Source organism: Xenorhabdus anantnagensis (genome assembly GCF_028598555.1).
Classification (GTDB): Bacteria; Pseudomonadota; Gammaproteobacteria; order Enterobacterales; family Enterobacteriaceae; genus Xenorhabdus; species Xenorhabdus anantnagensis.
This window is the reverse complement of record NZ_JAQRFN010000017.1, coordinates 1-18,311: the sequence shown is the minus strand read 5'-3', so window position 1 is coordinate 18,311 and position 18,311 is coordinate 1. Positions and strand designations below refer to the sequence as shown.

16 protein-coding genes and 2 pseudogenes are annotated in these 18,311 nt (G+C 46.2%); 8 read left to right on the top strand and 10 right to left on the bottom strand.

From position 1 onward, the window contains the following. Positions 1–288 precede the first annotated feature (288 nt). A pseudogene (locus tag PSI14_RS13180) lies at positions 289–1,722 on the bottom strand (IS1182 family transposase). A 478-nt stretch (positions 1,723–2,200) separates the two neighbouring features. On the opposite strand from PSI14_RS13180, the gene PSI14_RS13175 reads away from it, so the two are divergent. The 8 genes from PSI14_RS13175 to PSI14_RS13140 all read left to right on the top strand — a co-directional run bounded on the left by PSI14_RS13175 (position 2,201) and on the right by PSI14_RS13140 (position 8,518). After that, positions 2,201–2,788, top strand: coding sequence for an antirestriction protein (locus tag PSI14_RS13175; RefSeq protein ID WP_273576325.1), 588 nt, complete (start codon positions 2,201–2,203; stop codon positions 2,786–2,788). 103 nt (positions 2,789–2,891) lie between these two features. After that, on the top strand, positions 2,892–3,356 hold the full coding sequence (locus PSI14_RS13170) for an antirestriction protein (protein ID WP_273576324.1): 465 nt from the start codon (positions 2,892–2,894) through the stop codon (positions 3,354–3,356). A 119-nt stretch (positions 3,357–3,475) separates the two neighbouring features. After that, on the top strand, positions 3,476–4,018 hold the full coding sequence (locus tag PSI14_RS13165; protein WP_273576323.1) for a hypothetical protein: 543 nt from the start codon (positions 3,476–3,478) through the stop codon (positions 4,016–4,018). Positions 4,019–4,034: 16 nt separating this feature from the next. After that, positions 4,035–4,343: a TA system toxin CbtA family protein gene (locus PSI14_RS13160; protein WP_273576322.1), complete on the top strand. Its 309-nt coding sequence runs from the start codon at positions 4,035–4,037 to the stop codon at positions 4,341–4,343. Between the two features lie 89 nt (positions 4,344–4,432). Beyond that, a complete protein-coding gene (locus PSI14_RS13155; protein WP_273576321.1) occupies positions 4,433–5,356 on the top strand; it encodes a DUF1281 domain-containing protein in 924 nt (307 codons plus the stop codon). 121 nt (positions 5,357–5,477) lie between these two features. Continuing rightward, positions 5,478–6,161, top strand: a complete 684-nt coding sequence (locus PSI14_RS13150; protein ID WP_273576320.1) for an N-6 DNA methylase — start codon at positions 5,478–5,480, stop codon at positions 6,159–6,161. Positions 6,162–6,390: 229 nt separating this feature from the next. After that, a complete protein-coding gene (locus tag PSI14_RS13145; RefSeq protein WP_273576319.1) occupies positions 6,391–7,392 on the top strand; it encodes a TraI domain-containing protein in 1,002 nt (333 codons plus the stop codon). A 181-nt stretch (positions 7,393–7,573) separates the two neighbouring features. Further along, the gene (locus PSI14_RS13140) at positions 7,574–8,518 is read left to right on the top strand and encodes a tyrosine-type recombinase/integrase (protein ID WP_273576318.1); all 945 of its coding nucleotides are present in this window, start codon (positions 7,574–7,576) and stop codon (positions 8,516–8,518) included. 635 nt (positions 8,519–9,153) lie between these two features. Here PSI14_RS13140 and PSI14_RS13135 read toward each other — a convergent pair. From PSI14_RS13135 to PSI14_RS13095, 9 genes and pseudogenes are all read right to left on the bottom strand, one after another. Then, on the bottom strand, positions 9,154–9,426 hold the full coding sequence (locus PSI14_RS13135) for a helix-turn-helix domain-containing protein (RefSeq protein WP_273576317.1): 273 nt from the start codon (positions 9,424–9,426) through the stop codon (positions 9,154–9,156). Positions 9,427–10,603: 1,177 nt separating this feature from the next. Next, positions 10,604–10,990 carry a hypothetical protein gene (locus PSI14_RS13130; RefSeq protein ID WP_273576316.1) on the bottom strand — a complete coding sequence of 129 codons (387 nt, stop codon included), beginning with the start codon at positions 10,988–10,990 and terminating at the stop codon, positions 10,604–10,606. Continuing rightward, entirely contained in the window at positions 10,962–11,753 is a 792-nt protein-coding gene (locus tag PSI14_RS13125) for a peptidoglycan recognition protein family protein (RefSeq protein WP_273576315.1), read from the bottom strand. Before PSI14_RS13125 ends, PSI14_RS13130 begins: the two co-directional genes overlap by 29 nt. Before the next feature lie 126 nt (positions 11,754–11,879). Continuing rightward, positions 11,880–12,149 carry a PAAR domain-containing protein gene (locus PSI14_RS13120; RefSeq protein ID WP_273576314.1) on the bottom strand — a complete coding sequence of 90 codons (270 nt, stop codon included), beginning with the start codon at positions 12,147–12,149 and terminating at the stop codon, positions 11,880–11,882. A 44-nt stretch (positions 12,150–12,193) separates the two neighbouring features. After that, positions 12,194–13,003 carry a DUF4123 domain-containing protein gene (locus tag PSI14_RS13115; protein ID WP_273576313.1) on the bottom strand — a complete coding sequence of 270 codons (810 nt, stop codon included), beginning with the start codon at positions 13,001–13,003 and terminating at the stop codon, positions 12,194–12,196. Then, on the bottom strand, positions 13,000–15,012 hold the full coding sequence (locus PSI14_RS13110; protein WP_273576312.1) for a type VI secretion system Vgr family protein: 2,013 nt from the start codon (positions 15,010–15,012) through the stop codon (positions 13,000–13,002). Before PSI14_RS13110 ends, PSI14_RS13115 begins: the two co-directional genes overlap by 4 nt. 537 nt (positions 15,013–15,549) lie before the next feature. After that, positions 15,550–17,655 carry an AAA family ATPase gene (locus PSI14_RS13105; protein WP_273576311.1) on the bottom strand — a complete coding sequence of 702 codons (2,106 nt, stop codon included), beginning with the start codon at positions 17,653–17,655 and terminating at the stop codon, positions 15,550–15,552. Positions 17,656–17,764: 109 nt separating this feature from the next. Continuing rightward, a complete protein-coding gene (locus tag PSI14_RS13100; protein ID WP_273571074.1) occupies positions 17,765–17,971 on the bottom strand; it encodes a helix-turn-helix transcriptional regulator in 207 nt (68 codons plus the stop codon). 139 nt (positions 17,972–18,110) lie between these two features. Then, positions 18,111–18,311: pseudogene (locus PSI14_RS13095) on the bottom strand (tyrosine-type recombinase/integrase); the annotation flags it as partial.

Sequence of the window (18,311 nt, the reverse complement as noted above, 5' to 3'; positions counted from 1 at the left end):
TGAGCCTTATAGCTCGGATATTTTCTCAAAACAATCGGATAGATCTCATATTAGATCTTGCCCAATTTTCTTCGTAAAGACATTATCAGCTTCTGGCACAGACTGTGTAAAAATCGTGATTTCATCCAACAAACATCGATTTGGGTTGCATTTAAGCATCCGATTAGCGCTCATCACATTCACAATGTTCTGATGCAAATGGGTGGCTTGTAATATGAAGTCATTTAAAAGCAGCGTGCCTTGAGCGTTTGGGGCAGATTTTGGGTGAAACTAAGCTGACTTTATCACTTAGCTCAGACTGATGGACGCCATCAAACCGACAGTTCCCAGTATGGTCATCATACGTTTCAGGTTGTAAGCAAGAACACTGAGGCTGATTTCAGTGCTCATATTTTTGAGGCGTTTAGTCAAAAAGTGAGTTGCTCCCATCCACATTTTTATCGTGCCAAACGGATGCTCAACACTCTGTTTCCTTATCACCGGGAATTCCGGATTCTCGTCCAACCGTTTTTGCCTGTCATCAATAATCGATTCATGTGTCCATCGTCTTATGCGACGGGGATCTTTCTTTGATGTGGTGCATTGAGATCGGATTGGACATTCATTGCACGCTAAATTGTTGAAGTAAACATCCCGTTCTACACCTTTCTCCATGACCTTCATTCGCTTTTGTAACCTTTTACCCGCCGGACAAATGTATACATCACTGTCGTTGTCGTACTTGAAGAGAGACTTGTTAAAAATGCCTTTGCTCTCCGAACCTGAAGTATCAATTTGGGGCACATTCGCCGTGATGCCTTGATCATGAGCGTCTTTGATATCATTTCGACTGAAGTAGCCTTTGTCGGCTAACACTGTAATAGATTTCTTCCCCAAAACCTTTTGGACTTGCTCGACAACTAATGTCAGTTGACCTCGGTCTGTTGTCATGACGATGTCGTGGCAAACGATGAGAGGGTGCTTTGTATCGACCGCCGTTTGCACGTTGTAGCAGACTTGTCTTTCCATGTGGTGTGTTTTCATCAAGCGGGCATCAGGATCCGTCTGTGATATCTGTTTGTCCGGATGCTCATTAACTTGTTTTTCGAGTGCTTTTAGCTCAACCAAGCGCTGCTTTAGCCAGGCTAATTTCGATGCTGCGACGGTCGGCTCAGACTCTTTTTCGTTCTCATCTTTGGCATCCATCTGGCTTAAATATTTCTCGATACTTTTTTCAACTCGCTCGATATGAAACTGCACTTTACTGGGGGTGTAATTTTGGGATTTATTATTGACGGCTTTGAATTTACTACCATCAATAGCGAACACGGCATCTTCAAACATGTTGAGTTGTCGGCATAACTCGACGAATTTACGGCAAACGTTTTTAATTCCCTTACCATTATCCTTTCTGAAGTTTGCAATCGTTTTGAAGTCGGGAGATAAACGTTCAGGCAGCCACATTAACTCGACATTGCGGTTGCATTCCTTCTCCAGCCGTCGCGATGATTGAATTCGATTTAAATAACCGTAAATGCAGAGCTTGAGCATCGTGGCAGGGTGATATCCAGGACGGCCAGTTGACTTGGGATTCACGCTTTCAAAACCTAAGTCGAGTCAATCTAGATGTTCAACAAAGACATCAATAACTCGCACTGGGTTATCTTCGCTAACAAAGTCGTCCATGAGTTCTGGAAAGAGCGTGGATTGATGCCTTGATTGACCAGTAATATGGTGAGACAGGCCAGAATCTCCATGATTATGCTTACCAATCTGATGATACTGGACTGGACTTGGCTTTGAAATTGGATCGGTAGCTAAGACCCATTGATCATAAGTACATCGTATTTAGACCAAAAGGTGATCAAGGGTTTTTACACAGTCTGTGCCCAAAGCCGACTGTTTGATTAGATTTCGCAGATCATCAATAGTGTCGGATCGAGTCTTATTTGGTACATCGCTTTTGTCCAGAAGTGCGTTAGAGCAAGTTGCCTGATTTGATCACACCATAAAATTGGAACGGCTAGATTGTATTCTAATCAATTCAAATAATGCCATCGCGCTTCTGACATTATTTCCTGTCCCGGAAAATGAATTACCCATTGACCTTATTATTTCGATTGATTAGCGTAGAAAAGTTTATTGATGATCTGGTCGCTTGTGAGGATCACCTTCGGGCAGCGACACCCACACTCCCGTAGCCTGCAAGGGAGTACACACTGTGTGGTACATCTGCCCACCTTTGGAAGCAGATATCATCTTTTTTGTTGATGATGAAGGTTATTTAATCCACCCTGGCATGACGCCAGCCACCCAACGGGGAATACGTTTCCCGTCGGGCAAGGTGTTCTCCGTTGTTTTTAAGGAGTCCACAATGCAACAAAACAAAACCAGGACAACGGTGCATGCTGTACCGGCGTCTGAATTGTCCCCTTTTGCGGACGTCTTTCCGCGAAGTAGTCCCCTTGAACTGATACTGCTGGAACACACGGTCATTAAAGCGGCAGTCACGCTGTGTGAGGATTACCGGTGTGATACCTGGCAGTGCCGGAAAGTGTCCGACAACATTGCCTATGCTGTGCCGACCCGCGCTGACACGTATGGAGTCAAAATCGAGACCACTGACTTTAACGGCGAAGTATCCGCGGATACGTTCGGGCTGATGGTCACCCTGAGCGTACTGGGCTATCTGACGGCACTGATGAAGCAGGATGAAGTCGCTGAACGGTTTTGTGATTTGCGGGCATACGCGCTGCAACATCCCCAGGCCCCGTGTATTCGGGCGGCTTTAGGTTTAGCGGGAGCATGACGATAATTTAATCTACCCTGGCACGATGCCAGTCACCCGGACGGGGAACATTTTTCCCGTCGGGCAGGGTGTTCTCCGTCTTTTTTATTGACAGGAGAACATGATGCAAAAAAGTGACCTTATCATGCTGGACAGTCCTGCGCTGTCTGCGGCATTTCCCGGTAAAAAACCGCTGGAGCGGTTATTTCTGGGGTTTCTGATTGCCAATACCGCCGCGCATTTATGTGGTGAATACCGGTATGAATACTGGGACAGGCGGGATGTTTCTGAACAGCTGACCTATATGGTGCCGACATCCGCCGCCTCGTATTCTGTCTGTCTGCCGGACAGTGCGTTAACCGTTACGCTGTCTGCTGATGCCTTCGGGCTGGCGGTGACGTCAATCGTGCTTGCCCGTATCGCTGCGCTGAATGAACCGAATGCGGATGCCTGTCGGTTTCGCGAATTGCGGGAATATGTGGATCAGCATCCGGAAAACGCGCTGATAGGGTCAGTCATGACATTGGGACCCCACGAGGACTTTATCAGCCCGTCATTAATCGAAAATCAAAATAATCACTCTCACTGACGTTATCAGCCCATGATGCTGTTAACCCTTTTCTTAAGCGCCTGACCAGGGAACCGAAAACACCTTCCCGGTATCGGGCGGGTGTTTTCTTTATTTGACCTCCAGTTAAGGAAATACCGATGAACCCGATTTTTTTACCGGCATCAGATGAAGCCGGGACGACATTCCATGAAGACATTTTTACCGTGCAGGTCACTGGTCTGATGCAACACCCGCAAGCGAGGCAATCACTGCGGGAAGAAACCCTGACCGTGTGCGAAGCGGCCTCGGTAACCGAAGCGGTGCAGCGGCTGAAAGTTATCCATCTGCTGGGTGACTGGCCGGTACCGGAAACGTTATCTCATCAAACGAAGGGCGTTTTTTTTCCGCTGACCGTGATGATTTATGACGCCGGGGACAGAAAAGTGCTCGGTGGCCGGTTTTATGACGAAATTGTCTGGGCACAGCCGGTGACGCTGGCCTCAGAGCGCCTGTCACTGGCACAACGGCAACAGCAGTTGTGCCAGTTGGCGGTACTTGAGCAGGGCTGGCAGAATATCCCGGCCGCCCGGGCATTGTGGCATGAGGCGCACTTACTGTCGCTGCATGGGGTTTCACCCCGTTATCACGAGTGCCGTGAAGTGCTGGATATTCTCCGGCACAGCACGACAGTCAGCGTCTAATGTGTGAGGTATCACTATGGCACCTTTACGTTTAACCGTCTGGCAGGTGATTGCCGGCACGCTGCTGAAACGGCATTTTGGCCTGAACCTGAATGATACGGCACTGTGTGATGCTGACACGGTGGCTGAACTGATGGCCAGTGGCGTCCAGCCCTTTGAAGCCATCAATGCGTTGGTGGATAAATACGATTTAACCCGGCTGAATGCACAGGGTATCCAGAGCAGTACACCGTATCTGGGTATTCATGATGAACTGAGGGTGATTTTCGACAGCGGTATTACCGAAACGCTGCTCAGTCAGGACATCGGGTCACAGTCCGAATAACCCATTTTTCAATCACCCATCGGGGGAGCGGTGCCCTGATGGCGCGGCTCCTCCGGTTTATGCTTATTCATCCAATGAGGAACCTGACCATGGCAGAATGGTATACTAATCAACTGGACATCACCGGTAAGTCGGTGTGTATTGACGTGATGCAACAATGGGTCTGCGGGGAAGAAACCCCCCGTTACCGCCAGGCGGTACAGCAAAGCCTGCGGCTGTTTCTGGCCGGCTGTGCGGGGATACTGAAACCGACTAAACCGCAAACCTATGCGCCTTACCCGGCACTGGTGTGCGGCACGGCGGCACCGACGGCACAGAACCTGGCTTTTGAACAGTGGCTTAAGTTGTTGCAGGATAATGTGCCGTTAAACAGCGACAATATTAAACGGACCGATAACCTGTACCGCCAGTCGGGTCTCAGCCTGTTGCGTTGGGAATGCGTACCGGCGCCGGCGCGTGACATTATCACCCGTCTCCTGACCCGCCAGTATACCGACTGGTTTGGCATGGTGGGCTGGTCTGAAGCTATCGATATCGGCGCGTGCTGGGATAAACTGAGTGTTTATCCGGAATCGGCGCAGCCCTGCGATATGCTGATGATAATGCCGACCCGCCTTGCCACCGAGATTAACGGCAACAGTGGCTTGCTGAAAGGCATCGCGACTCCGGCGCAGTTTTACGACGCGCAATACGGTATGGAATGGCCGTTGGGTCACCATGTCCGCTGGGAGCGACGGCATGTCAGCAGCCTGACCGTGCGCTTTGATTCCCCCTGGGCACCCCCTTCGGCCGAACTGATGGGCGAGCTGTCATCGGTGTTTGACTGTGAAATCCGCCACGGGTACAGCGAACCGTCAGGAAGCCTCAAAGGTTACGATTGCTATGACCAGGGCGAGCATGTGGACAGCGGCAACGGGCCGTCAGGATGGGAGAACCGGCCGGCGCTTTATCTGGTCAACGATGACAAACGGGCGGTGAACCTGCCTGTGCCGGCCATTGCCATTGGGCAGTAACGCGTTATTTAACCCATCATTAATTTATTTTTTATCTTCACTTCAACCGAAAGGGGAAACATTTTCCCTTTTCGGGATGTGTTTTCCTTTTTCTCTTTTTGTTCTTCAGGGAAAACATGTGATGGCATCTCAACCCGATTATCAGAAAGCCTTTATTTCTTTGTTTAACCAGACGGCACGTGACCACCGTCGTTATCAGGTTTTTCAGGATTTTTGCAATTGTGCGATGGCCGCCATTCACAATAAATACCATTATTGTGAGGAGCTGGAGCAGTATTACCTGAAAACCATCAATAAGTACGAACGGGAAGATGTTGACCGGATTGTGCAGCTGTTTTCTCATGTGGTACTGGGATTAGCCCAGGCGCCCTGCGATTTTCTGGGCAGTGTGTTTATGCAGCTGGGATTGGGGGATAAAGTACTCAATCAGTTTTTTACGCCCTGGGAAGTGGCCAGAATGATGGCGGAGATGCAGTTGCAGGATGTCTCTGCACTATTGCAGGAGAAACCCTTTGTAACCCTGTATGAGCCGGCTTGTGGGGCGGGCTGTATGACACTGGCCGCTGCCGAAGCCTTGAGAGAGCAAGGGCATGATCCGTTATGCCGCCTGTGGGTGTCAGCAGTTGATATCGACCCGCTGGCCGCGGTGATGGCTTACATCCAGTTTTCCTTGACCGGCATTCCGGCCGCAGTGACCATCGGGGATGCCTTGCATGATAGCGGCAGTAAGCGAACCCGCTATACACCCGCGCATTACTTGGGTAACTGGTCACAGCGTTTACAGGAATATGAACAAGCGGCATGAACCTTTTTTCACATTGACTATTCTTTCTTCCACTTGCGCCTTTCGGGGCGCTTTTCAGTTTTTAAATGTCATTAATATGTTGATTTATGATGAAAATTAAGCTGATTCAGTCAGTCAGTTAATGGGTGAATCGAGTCAGGTTAATTTTCATTTTCGCAAAAAGAGTTTCTCCTTGTTTCAGATTGGGATTCACCGACACTGAGCCAAATTTGAAAAGGAGGAAAACACCATGTTTGTGCGTTTTAAATCGCATTTTACCCGTCAGCCTGCCACCCCACCCGAATCACCCGAACAAAAACCGGAAGGCATTCATGATATCCGGGGCTATTTCCGGCCGCAACCCGTCGATGTGTTACTGGCAACCCCGCTGCGCCGCCAGTGCCTGCAACAATTATGGCAAAACAGTGCGCTACCGGAAGGGCTGTATCAGCGTTTTTATCTTGCCCCAATTAAACAATTGATGGGCAGCGTTCAGCAAATACCCGCCGCCCCGGAAGGGGAGTGGTCAGGGGCCGGGGGATTTGCCGACCTGACGCTGAAATTTACCACCTGTGCCGTGCGATTGGCGAAAGGGCATTTGCTACCGCCGGGTGTGGCACCGGAAACGCAGGCCGCACAGAGTGTCCTATGGCAGGCGGTCGTGTTCTGGGCCGCCCTATTTTATCACCTGCCGCTGCTGCGGCAAGTGGAGGGCGAGCTGGACGACGGGCATTACTGGCGGCCGGGATGGTGGACACCCGAGCGTCGCTTTCGTTTTCGTTTCCGGTCGTCTCCGCCTGATTTATCGGCACCGCTGGAAGCCATGATAGCAACGCGTTTATTGCCGGAAGAGGCGGTGAGCTGGTTATTTCTGGTGCCGGCGGCATGGACGTGTCTGGTGTTACGGCTGGGTGGTCATCCTTCTGCCATGCCATTGATTGAGGCACTGCTTCAGGACGCCGCCATGCAGGTGCAGTCACCGTTGCTGAAATCCGCTGGACTCGCTGAACGCCCGGTGACGGATTCAGTATCAATACCAACAGATTCTGGTGTTGTTGCGCCGATCCCCGAATCAGCAACCCCATCAGCCGCCGATCAACCCGTTTATGATGATACACAGGCATTATTGTCATTATTTCAATCAAATGATGAAGTTTCAGAACAAGTTAACGCAAATGATAATCATATCGATTTGAAATCATCCAAACGTACACGGAAAAAGCCCAAACGCGTTGCTCCCGCAGGGAATTAGCGGCCATGATATTAATAATGAAACAATTTAGTTTTGTTATTTGTTTTTGACGAGTTTTTTGGCTTATGGCTCTGCCACTAAGCCGCCAGATTATGTTATTGATAACAGGAAAACGAGGATGCACGGAACAGAAGAAAAAATGGGCTGGGATGAATTGTGAGAGGAATATTTTTTCTCACAGATGTTACGCCCGGCCTCCGAGTGGAGCTACCACAAGGTCAAGCGGGTGTTTACCCGGTTTATGGGCGACGCGGTATTACCGGAGCAGGTCACTCACCGGGATGTGCTGCGGTGGCGGCGTCATTCGTTGGTGGAGAAGAAACAATCCGGTCATACCTGGAACAATAAGGTGGCACACCTGCGGGCAATTTTTAATTTCGTGATGGAAAGAAAACTGCTGCCGCTCACTGAAAACCCGTTTAACGATGCGGCAGTGAAAAAAGAGAAGAAAAAGAAGAAAATTCTGAGTAAATCCCAGATCATTCATCTCTATCTGCTGATGAGACAATACGAGGAAGAGGAAAGAAGACAGGTCGTTCCCCGGGGAGGCCGTTGTGCATTGTACCGGACCGGGTACTGGCTGACCGTGTTAGACACCTTCCGGTTAACGGGGATGCGCCAGAACCAGTTATTGCACCTGCGGTTGCAGGATATCAATCTGGAAGGCAATTATATTGTCCTGCGTGTCGAAGGCAGCAAAAACCACAGTGAATGGCGGGTGCCGATGATCCGGCAGCTTAAACCCCGGTTGGCGCAGTTGGTCGGGCAAGCAAGAGCCTGTGGTGCAAAAGACGGTGATCCGTTGTTTGATTTAACCCGTCTGCGTTTTCGTCATCACGGGCGCACAATCAGTTATCAGTACAATTACGATAAAGAAAAGCAGCATATCCGTTCTTTTTTTAATCGGTTATCACGGGAATGTGGCTTTGATATCTCCCCTCACCGTTTTCGTCACACGCTGGCAACGGAACTGATGAAAGCACCGGACCGTAATCTGCAGTTGGTCAGAAGCCTGCTGGGGCACCGCAGTCTGACCACCACCCTGGAATATATTGATATTGATATGGAAATCGCGGGTAAAACGCTGGAGAATGAGCTGGCGATATATCTGGATATTTCGGTGTAAGGATAACATCAGGTAAAAAAACAGGGCAGGTCTCAGACAGGATTGAAGAGGAGGTGTGAGTGAACAGCCCTGCATCAACATTGATGGTATAAAAAATGGTTGGTTTCGATCCTGCATCCCGTAAAGTTTTGACCTTACTTGACATCAGAATCAATTACTGAAATCATTACCCTGAACGAAAAAAGAGTGCTTGCAAATGCAGGCACCCTGTATGCTTTATTTACGGCTTTTTTAAACACTGAGTATGCAAACCAAGCTACCAATTGTTTAGCATTTTATTAACAGCCCTAAGTTTTAACTTATTTGTTAATTATCTGATAGCATTCAACAAATTAGCTTTAAAATCGTGGTGCCGGAGGCGGAATCGAAAAGCATTATAACGTGTTGAATAATCAAAGTCTATAACCTGACTTTCCTTTTATGCCCCTTTTAATGCCCCCAGATTTTTTTGTTTGCTTTTTCTTCTATATCTGACTGATTTTTATTATTTATATCGCTAGTTATGTGCTTTTCAGTCATCTTAAAGCAAAAAAGCCGTGAGGGTTAAAAATGGTCAAATTCGGCTGCCATTTCACGCTCAGGGCTTAAGATAAAAAATATTCATTTTTATGACATCTATCACAAATTACAGCGGGTTATTCCTGTGGCTTAGAGCGGGCTTTCCTTTCTAATAATTCTCCGGTATGAGAATCGAAATAACGACTAGGCCAGATCTCTGAGGGATGGATGCCAAGATAATCTGCAATGATCCATTCACCTTTCGGCCACGGTCTGCTGAAAGCATTTGCCAGTGTCGATGAACTGAGTCCTGCCTCACGAGAAACCGCTGCTAAGGTTGTCCCGCGTTTGCGCAATGCGGCGATGATATCGGCCTGATGCCAGTCATTTTGAATATTGTTGTTATTCATTCCTGCTACCCCTTCCATTAATTAATATTGATGGTGGCGATTCAAGCAGGGTTCGCAATACCGGAGATCAACCAATCCGGCGAGGCCGAAGCCTCCCCTGCCTGAACCGCCATAGAAAAGGCGAACGCAGGCGCACTGGCAGAAACATCCTACCAGTGGGTTGATCATTACAGGGTTGCGAATCCCCGACCACTAGATTTTGCTAATGGCGGGAATACTTTAACTGATTGTTTTAGCTTACTCAATAACTGAACGGCTAAGTTTAACGACTATAACTCCTCTCAAGAGCACATAAACTCAGGAGAGAATACGGACGGCTAAATCAATCTTTGTTGTTTGTTCTCGTTCTTGATCGCTTCGCTGCCCGCATTTCTCCTGTGATTTTCAGACTAATTTTACTCATTTAGAAACATTTTCCCTGCGTGTCGGTTCAGGTTCACCGTTCCGTGGTGCGTCAGATAATGTGTAGCAGGGCGAGGGTTATGTTGAGTTTTTGCAGGAGTTCGCTGCGTGCTCAGCACGGCGATGAAATACTCCCCGTTCAGTGTCTGATGTTACTCAGGGTGAACGCCTCATTAATCGTGACGTGTGATATCTCCTTTCTTTACTGCATCGGCCTTTTACAAGGCTGTGTGTGAAAAACAAATGAAATAAGTGAATTAAGGCAGAAAAATGCCAATGAAAAATGGTGACACTGAGTAAAACGGGGTTCAAATAGGTCGTAAAGCCAGACTGTACGTGCTCTGGACGTTTGCCGCCCGGCGGCGTCACTTGGTAATCGCTTCGCTTCAACGCAAGTGACGCCGCGTAGTTTTCGGGACGTTTTTCGTGCGTAAATCAAAGCGTGAGTAAAGATCGTGCAAGGTAAAATGGTTAAGGTGAACGTGGCAAGGTTACTGCCCTATGTGTGTGATAAGCCGGTGCATAAAGAAACCGGGAAACTTTCATCGTCGATACATTGGTTATTTATCCGACGATATCTGCTTCCAAAAGTGCGCAGATGTACCGCAATGTTTGCTCTCCCTTTCAGGCTACAGGAGTTTTTTTATTGTCGCTAAAAAGCGATTTAAACAAGTTTAGATTAACTGATTTTTTTAGTTGTGGCAATGAAGGTTGTGATTTGAATTACAGATGGTCAAAATTGAATATTTGATTTAATTTTGACCATCTGTTTTTGTTATGGATTCATACCATCAAAAGGCAAAATAAAGAAAGGAGCACATTGTTTTGCTTCACAACCGAAGAAAATTTCCTTATTATCCTTTACGAGAGTAATCATTCCTCCACCATTTATATAATATTCCCATATTTCATTGCCTATTTTTGCTTTTCCAACTATGTCACATGGAGTTTGATAGAATAAAATATATGGAGAAGAATCATATTCTTTGCTAATACTTAAAATATTATTTATATCATTTTTACTTAATTTCCATTTTTTGCATACATTAATAATATCTTTATCATTGCTATTTGTTATCTCTAACCCTGTTACATTAATTATTTCTACTTTGTTTTTTGAATAAGTATAAGGGCTAAATATTATTAGAGTAAAGATCAGCACCTTCACCCTCTGTTTTATAAGATATTTTATCATGTTCATATATATCACTATCACCTAAACTATAATTACATTTTAGTAAATTGATCAATTTTTTAATTGACTCATTTTGTTGTGTAGTAGCTTGATCCCAAGACTTAGATGTCTTGTTATAAGCTGCAACAACTTCAATTCCTACACTATCAGTATTCATAGGATATCTATCAGGATATTCTTTTAATTTTTCATGATCATGAATTTTTTTTGTATTCCATCCAAAACCACTTATTTTTTTTGTTTCATTAGTATTGCAATTATTTTCTGCCATACACTTAGATTTTATTCTTCCTATGTGATATGTATGTTGTTTTAAGCTGGCTGTTTGTTTTATTGTACCATCTTTATCTATAATAAAATGTGTTCCAATACCAGTTGATTTGAATGATGATATAGCTGGTGACATTTTTGATCCTCCAGTCCTATGTAATACTATAGCATGTACTGTACTCATTTTACCATGTTCTAAATCGCTAACATGATCTTGAATTATATCAGTATTTTTAAAAAAACCATCATCATTAACATATGGGATCTGATTTAATACATGTTTAATAAAATCATCTCTCGCTTCTGGAGGTGGACATGTTGCACAGGCTTTACCAGCACTCCATGTGTTATTTTCATCATGCTTAGATAATTCTTTTATTAATTCCTCTTTTTTGTTAAAGCAGATATTATCATTAAGTGCTATTAACAGTGTTTTTTCCTTTTCGTTGATAGGTTCCATTTATTCTTCCTTTTGACTGTAAATTAATAGAGTTTAAGCAATAAGTGCTGTTTAAATATAGTTCATAAACTGAGTTCTTTTCTTGTGTGAACCAAAGTATATTTATATGTGCTTTCTCAAGTATCCTCAGCCAATATTTACACTGCCTCCACCAATAACAACACCGCCACAATCAACAGCATCTCCTGTTCTAGCGGCAGGTTTTCCTTCAATAAATACAGAGCCAGAACCCCCTTCTATTGTCCGTGAATGTGATGAGTGTGATTCTAAAGTATCTCCCTGTCTGGCTAAATATAAACCATCTACTTTCACACTGCTGGCACCAGTAATAACAGGTGTTGCTGGGCAATCACCATGCTTTGTGCCTATATCACCGATTCTGACGGCATTTCCCATACTGTTTCTCTCCCGAATTAATTTCAATATACAGATAAATTTTATTAAATATTAAGAATAAATTTCTTAGCCCTATACCAGCCGGGAGTCCCATCATCAGCCAGTTTGGTTAAAATGGATTTATCAAATTCATCAATATCAAAATCATCTTCTCTGATATTTTTCTTAAGAATTCCCTCTATAGAGCGAGTGTCTGTTATTTTTTCAGAAATAAGATAATCATAGAAAAAATTCAAAAATGATAATGAATTATTGATACTGATACTTTTTCTTATTTCTGCTAATTCAGATAGCAAAATAGAATCAAGTTTTTGTAAATACTTTTCTTTTTGCTTTATTTCTATCAATTCATATTGTTGTTCACTGATTTTAAAAATCTTATATCTCCCCTTGGCATTAACAGGAAAAGGTTCTCTGATTTTGGCAAAGTTATCCGTGCGTTCTTTTTCAAGGTAAAGCGTTGTGATCCGGGTGATGGGTCCCAAAAAACAATGCACTTCCCAGTCACTCAATACACCGAGGAAATCCCAGATATTGCGCGGATCGTAAAAACGGAAAAAGACCGGTTTTTCCTGTTGAGGTAGCAATACTTGCAGGTATTTTCGTAAATGCTGGCGCACGGTTTTCATATCCGCTTCGCTGTAAACGAAAATTCCCCACGGGGTTTTGCGGCATTCCAGCCAAATTTTAACCTCTTCATTGACCTGTACCAGATAAGGGGCAATTTTCACCAGTTCTGGCTGGAGGGGTTCACCATAAAGACAGGCGGAAGGCGGGTCATAGCGCTCCAGCATTAAAAACAGATCAGATTCTGCGGCACCATCAATAATGGCGTAGAGTTTTTCCTGACTCATTCGGGCTTCTCCTTCTCTTTCATTGGGCAGTGGGCGACAAACATTGAGCCTTCGCTTGCTGCGGCCAGCAGGATGGCGGGGTTAGCCGGTGCCAGTAAATCACCGGGGCTGCCACCGGAGTTCAGGTTAATCGCCGCGCCTTTGATATCAATACCGCCCGCGTGAAGCACAACAAAATTTCCACCAACACTCAGGGTGATTTTGCTGCCACTTTGCAGGGTGAGATCGCCCTGTGTATCCACACTGACTACTCCCTGAATTTTTTCAGCCAGATCGCCTTTGAGCTGTAATGAGCGGTCACCGTCAATCTGCTCAATATAATTGCCTGTGGTTTTATGATCCTGCTGACCTTCTACGGTCACCTTGCGGTTATTGGCTATCACCAGTTCATCGTCATGACCAATGCTGGTTGTGCGGTCATAATTAATGCGTTCTCCCCGTGAATTGCGCACCTGAATGGCGAGGTTTTTCTGGGCGTGGATAAAGACCTCTTCACGATCTCTTTCATCTTCAAAGCGCAGTTCATTAAACCCTTCGCCTTTATGGGTTTTCGAACGGATCGACATTTGGGTTTTCGCCATGGGCAGGCGGTTGGGCGGAATATTATTGGCGTGATAAGCCCGCCCGACAATAATCGGTTGGTCGGGATCACCGTGGACAAAATCCACCAAGACTTCATGACCAATGCGGGGAATGGCAATCATGCCCATTAATTGCCCTGCCCAAGCCTGACTGACCCGTACCCAGCAAGAACTGCGGTCATTAAATGCACCGTATCTGTCCCAGTCAAACTGAATACGGACACGCCCGTACTCGTCACAAAAGATTTCTTCGCCCTCCGGCCCAACAACCGTGGCAATATGCGGGCCTTCCATTTGGGGTTTCGGGTAGGGGGAAGGTCGGTAAGCGTTTTTGCGGGTGGTGAAGGTAAATTGATTAGATAGCCATGTACCGCTACCGCCTGACTGGGTTTCATCGGCTTGTGGCTGTTGACCTGAATGGGTTATCTGAATTAATTGCCATTGGTCATTAAAAGCTTCTCTGGGGTGATCCATCAGGTTAAATAACTGCCCCGGCCACATGGCAAAACAGTCACCCTGACCGTTACCAAGCTGAGTGTCCCGGCGCAGGTATTCCAGACGATACTGACTTGCCCGTTGTCCTAACTCATCATCTTTATAGCGGCTGGGAAAATCGTAATGGTGATAGCTGTTCAGTCTTCGCTGATTGTCAAGATTGCGCCCTTCATACCAGAATTCCCGATTCCAGCGTGGGTTCTTAAACGTTCTGTCTTTGGTCGTGATATTGGCAACACCAACGCGTTCTGACCAGCTAAATTGGCGGATACAGGTTGTTTCTCCCGTTACGTCGGTTTCCGGGCGATAGGGGACAGTAATCACCTGATTAAGTGACAGGCAGGAATCGTGAAACACAATGCGTTGTTCGTGTTGATCCTGATCGAATGTGAAATAGTAAAAAATGCCCTCATCAGCCAACAAGCGTTGAATAAAAGCCAGATCGCTTTCATCGTACTGAACACAAAATTCTCTCGGCGGATGTTTGTAACCGAGCGCAAAGAAAAAGTTTCGTACCCCATTTTCTCTGAGCAGGCATTCCACAATATCCATAACAGACTGATTTTGGAAAATCCGGCTATTAACCCGTAAGGATGCGCGCCATAAAGGGGGCTGAATAGTGATATGGTAGTGGCTTTGATGGCGTCCGGTTGATTGCAGTGAAAAATGCGTCACCATGCCGGTGATTTGCCGCTCAATTCGCCCGTTGCGATGTACGGCAAAAGCGGCATTTCTGTCGAGGACATCGGCAAAGTCAATTTCAGGGGTTTTACAGGTCAGTGTGGCTTCCAGCCGAAAGGGGGTCGATAGCGCTTCATTCAGAGAAAAATCGACAACTGCGAACGTTTGTTCGGGTAAATTTTCTGTAATTAGTGTGAATATTAAACCTGAGCGATCAAGCAGTTGATTGATTTTATCCATTACCCTGCTCATTTGTACTCTCCATAATTTTTTGGTGTATCAATCCTTATTTACCACCTAAATAGTAAAAATAATTTAATAATAAAATTACCATTGCACGTTTTTGGCACAATGAGGAGCAGAATATAATAGAATTATTTATACATACAACCACGAATAAAAGAACATCAGAAAAATTGTGATTAACGTCTCTTCTTAAATAAAATCAGATTATTACGTCATCTCAATTTCACGTAATACAACGAATTAAATTCACACTGACGCGCTGCGCTTGTCATCTCCGTGATACCGGGCTAATACATTAACCCGGTAGCACGGAGAGCTGAAAAACACCTGCCAGAAAAAATAGTTCCTCATCTGCTCCTCATTTTTCTCCTCACTTTTTATTTTCCTCACTGTGAAAACAGGTGAGGAATTGATAATTTTTTATCCTTAAAAATCAATGCTTTTTGTGCTCCTCACTTTTTCCGTATATATGCGAGAAAAGTGAGGAATACGGTGAGCAGTAAAATCCCTTTCCTCACCGTTCCTCACTTTCTGACTTACTTTTTAATCTTCATTATTCCGGTTAATAATCGTGAGTTCCTGCCCGTGGCGGGTAATCATCCCGTCCTGTTCTAACTTGGTTAACCAACGGCTGAAATTCTTCACATTCACGCCCATCGATTTTAAATCATCACGCACAAGGGCAATGCTGCAAGGTTCTTTCAGGGCCGTGCGCGACCGGATACACTGCCACAAGGCTGTGTGGTTATCAGTTTTATTGGCGACATGATCGATGTCTTCCTCTTCAACCGGATCACGCGGCCTGTCAATCAGCGCCAGTGACGTAATCTCTTCACCGTCTTTATCGGTAAAAAGCTCCACCACGCGCATATCATAGGCTTTGGTTTCCGGTTCTTCGGCATCTTTCATTTTGGTACAGGTGATAACCAGTGAGCCACCTTTTTTCCCTTCCCGGCTGATCTTGTATTCAACATCCAACGCGGCGCGAAGGGCACTGGAGCCTCTCGCGCCTTTGCTTTCGTCTTTGCCGGAGTGGTGAACCACGAGAATGCTTGCCCCTGTTTTGGCTTTCAGTTCATCACAGCCCCGGACAAACGCGCCCATATCTTTTGAATCATTTTCATCCGCACCACCAAAACAGCGGGCGAGGGTATCCAGAATAATCAGGCGCACCGGCTGGCCTGTTTCAGCTTCAACCTGCCGGGCGGCAATCACCAGTTCATGCACTTCGGCAGGAGAGGCCGGAAATACCGGCGTATTGATCAGGTACATATTTTCAACCGTTTGACCGTTGACGATTTCCCATGCTTTGATGCGCCGGGGCACACCAATCCCACCTTCACCAACCACGTACAGTACAGCACCCTGAGCAACCTGTTTTCCTGCCCATGCCTTACCTGTGGCAATATGACAACCCCACGCTCCCGCCAGAAAACTTTTGTATGATCCGCTCGCCCCGTAAATGCTGCACAGGGAATGCGCCGGAATAATGCCCTTAACCACGTAGTCTAACTGAGCATCAAAGCCCTCAGAGCCAACTGACAGGGGTAATTTTGTTTTACGATTTGGATAGAGGCTTTCAACATTGTCATAACGACGGGTTTCTATTGCATCACTATTTATCGGTTCCCTCACCTGATATAACGCCTGACTGAATGCCTGTTGTGCTGTCTCCGTGCCATGTTGTTGGCGATAATCATCCCAGTCGGCTTTGTACTCTGTTGGTGGCAACGAGATCCAGCCATTCACCGTCAGCGCTGCTTTCTCTGCTGAGATCCTGCCGATATTTACTTTGGGTTTGCCGTGCTTGTCCAGTTCGCCAGGGCTATGCCAGTCATTATCTGCCGCAATAATGATTTTTACGTCCGGCCAGCGTTCCCGAACAGCTTTGGTGACAGAAAATAAGTTGCCTGCATCCAGTGCCGCCAGAACGGCACCTTGATGTAACTGGGTAATGGTCAGGGCTGTGGCGTAACCTTCGGTAATGATCACCGTATCGGAGGATGCTTCCAGTTCTGACAAAGCAATAAACGCGCCTTTCTTCTGGCTGCCAGACAGTAATTTTTTCTCGCCATTGGGTTTGATAATCTGCGCACCGGTGATTTTTTTATCCAGTGTTGTCAGTGTCAGCACTGTCGAATTATCAAACAGTAGCCGCTGATCAAGATGTTGCAGACCCTTTGCAGTCAGATAGGGCGATTGCCCGGCGACAGTTTGCGCCATCAGTACCGCCACTCTTTCGGTAATCGGTAGTGTTGGATAATGGGTTTCTTTGGCTGGCTTGGAGGCTGGCAAAGGTAGCGCCAGTACATTAGCGACAACTTTTGCCGCCTCAGTAACAGAGATCCCCTTGATTCTTGCCACTAAATCCAGTCCATCGCCATAGTTTGGGGCGTCACACTGACGGCAATGCCAGTTGCCATGATGGTGATCATCGATAAAATGAAAACGGTCAGTACCACCGCAGATGGGACAAGCGCCATGTTTACCTTTTGTGGGAATATCAATACCACAGGTAGGTAGCAGATTTTGCCAGGAATACATAGCCGAGGTTTTGACGGTTTGGATCAGATCAAGCGGTTTTTGGCTGCCTGATGTTTTTTGAACTGTAAATTTGGGACGAGTTTGGGTATGCTGTGTATCAGCCATAATTTTTTACCTTACGAATGGTTATTGGTGAAACGCCCTGTCAGTGTTTGCCGCACTTCGGGGCGTTGTGTTTTTATGTTACGTGTCTTATGTCATCGTCTTTTCTGTGTTATGCCGCCCGCGATTCTGCAATCCGCTGGGCGATCCAGTTATCAATTTCTGCTTCAATAAAAGCCACGGAACGCGGACCAATTTTGACCTGTTTCGGGAATTCTCCATCGCTAATCAGCTTGTAGATCCACGCCTTGCTGTAACCCGTTCTGCGTTGTACTTCCGGCAAACGAATCAGGCTTGTTTTCAATGCAGCCACTGTCATGTCACTTCTCCTGTTACCCAGTCCCTGAAATATCATCGTGGACGTTGTTTGATGACAGGCGGATTATTTAAAAAGCAAGACTTAATGAACAGCGTTAATTGTTTTTCTCCCGATGAAAATTAACGGGTTGCAAATTGTACTAGCGGTTTTTTCTGTCGCGCAGTGGTTTGGCGAAGTCATAGGGTGTGATTGACTTTTCCCGGTTCGCATCCAGATAGTCCGCCCACCATTGCACCATCAGCCGCCGTTCATCCAGATGTTTAGAGGTGTGAATATACGCCGCCCGGACGTTGTTTCGTTCGATATGGCTGAGCTGGCGTTCGATGGCGTCATCGCTCCA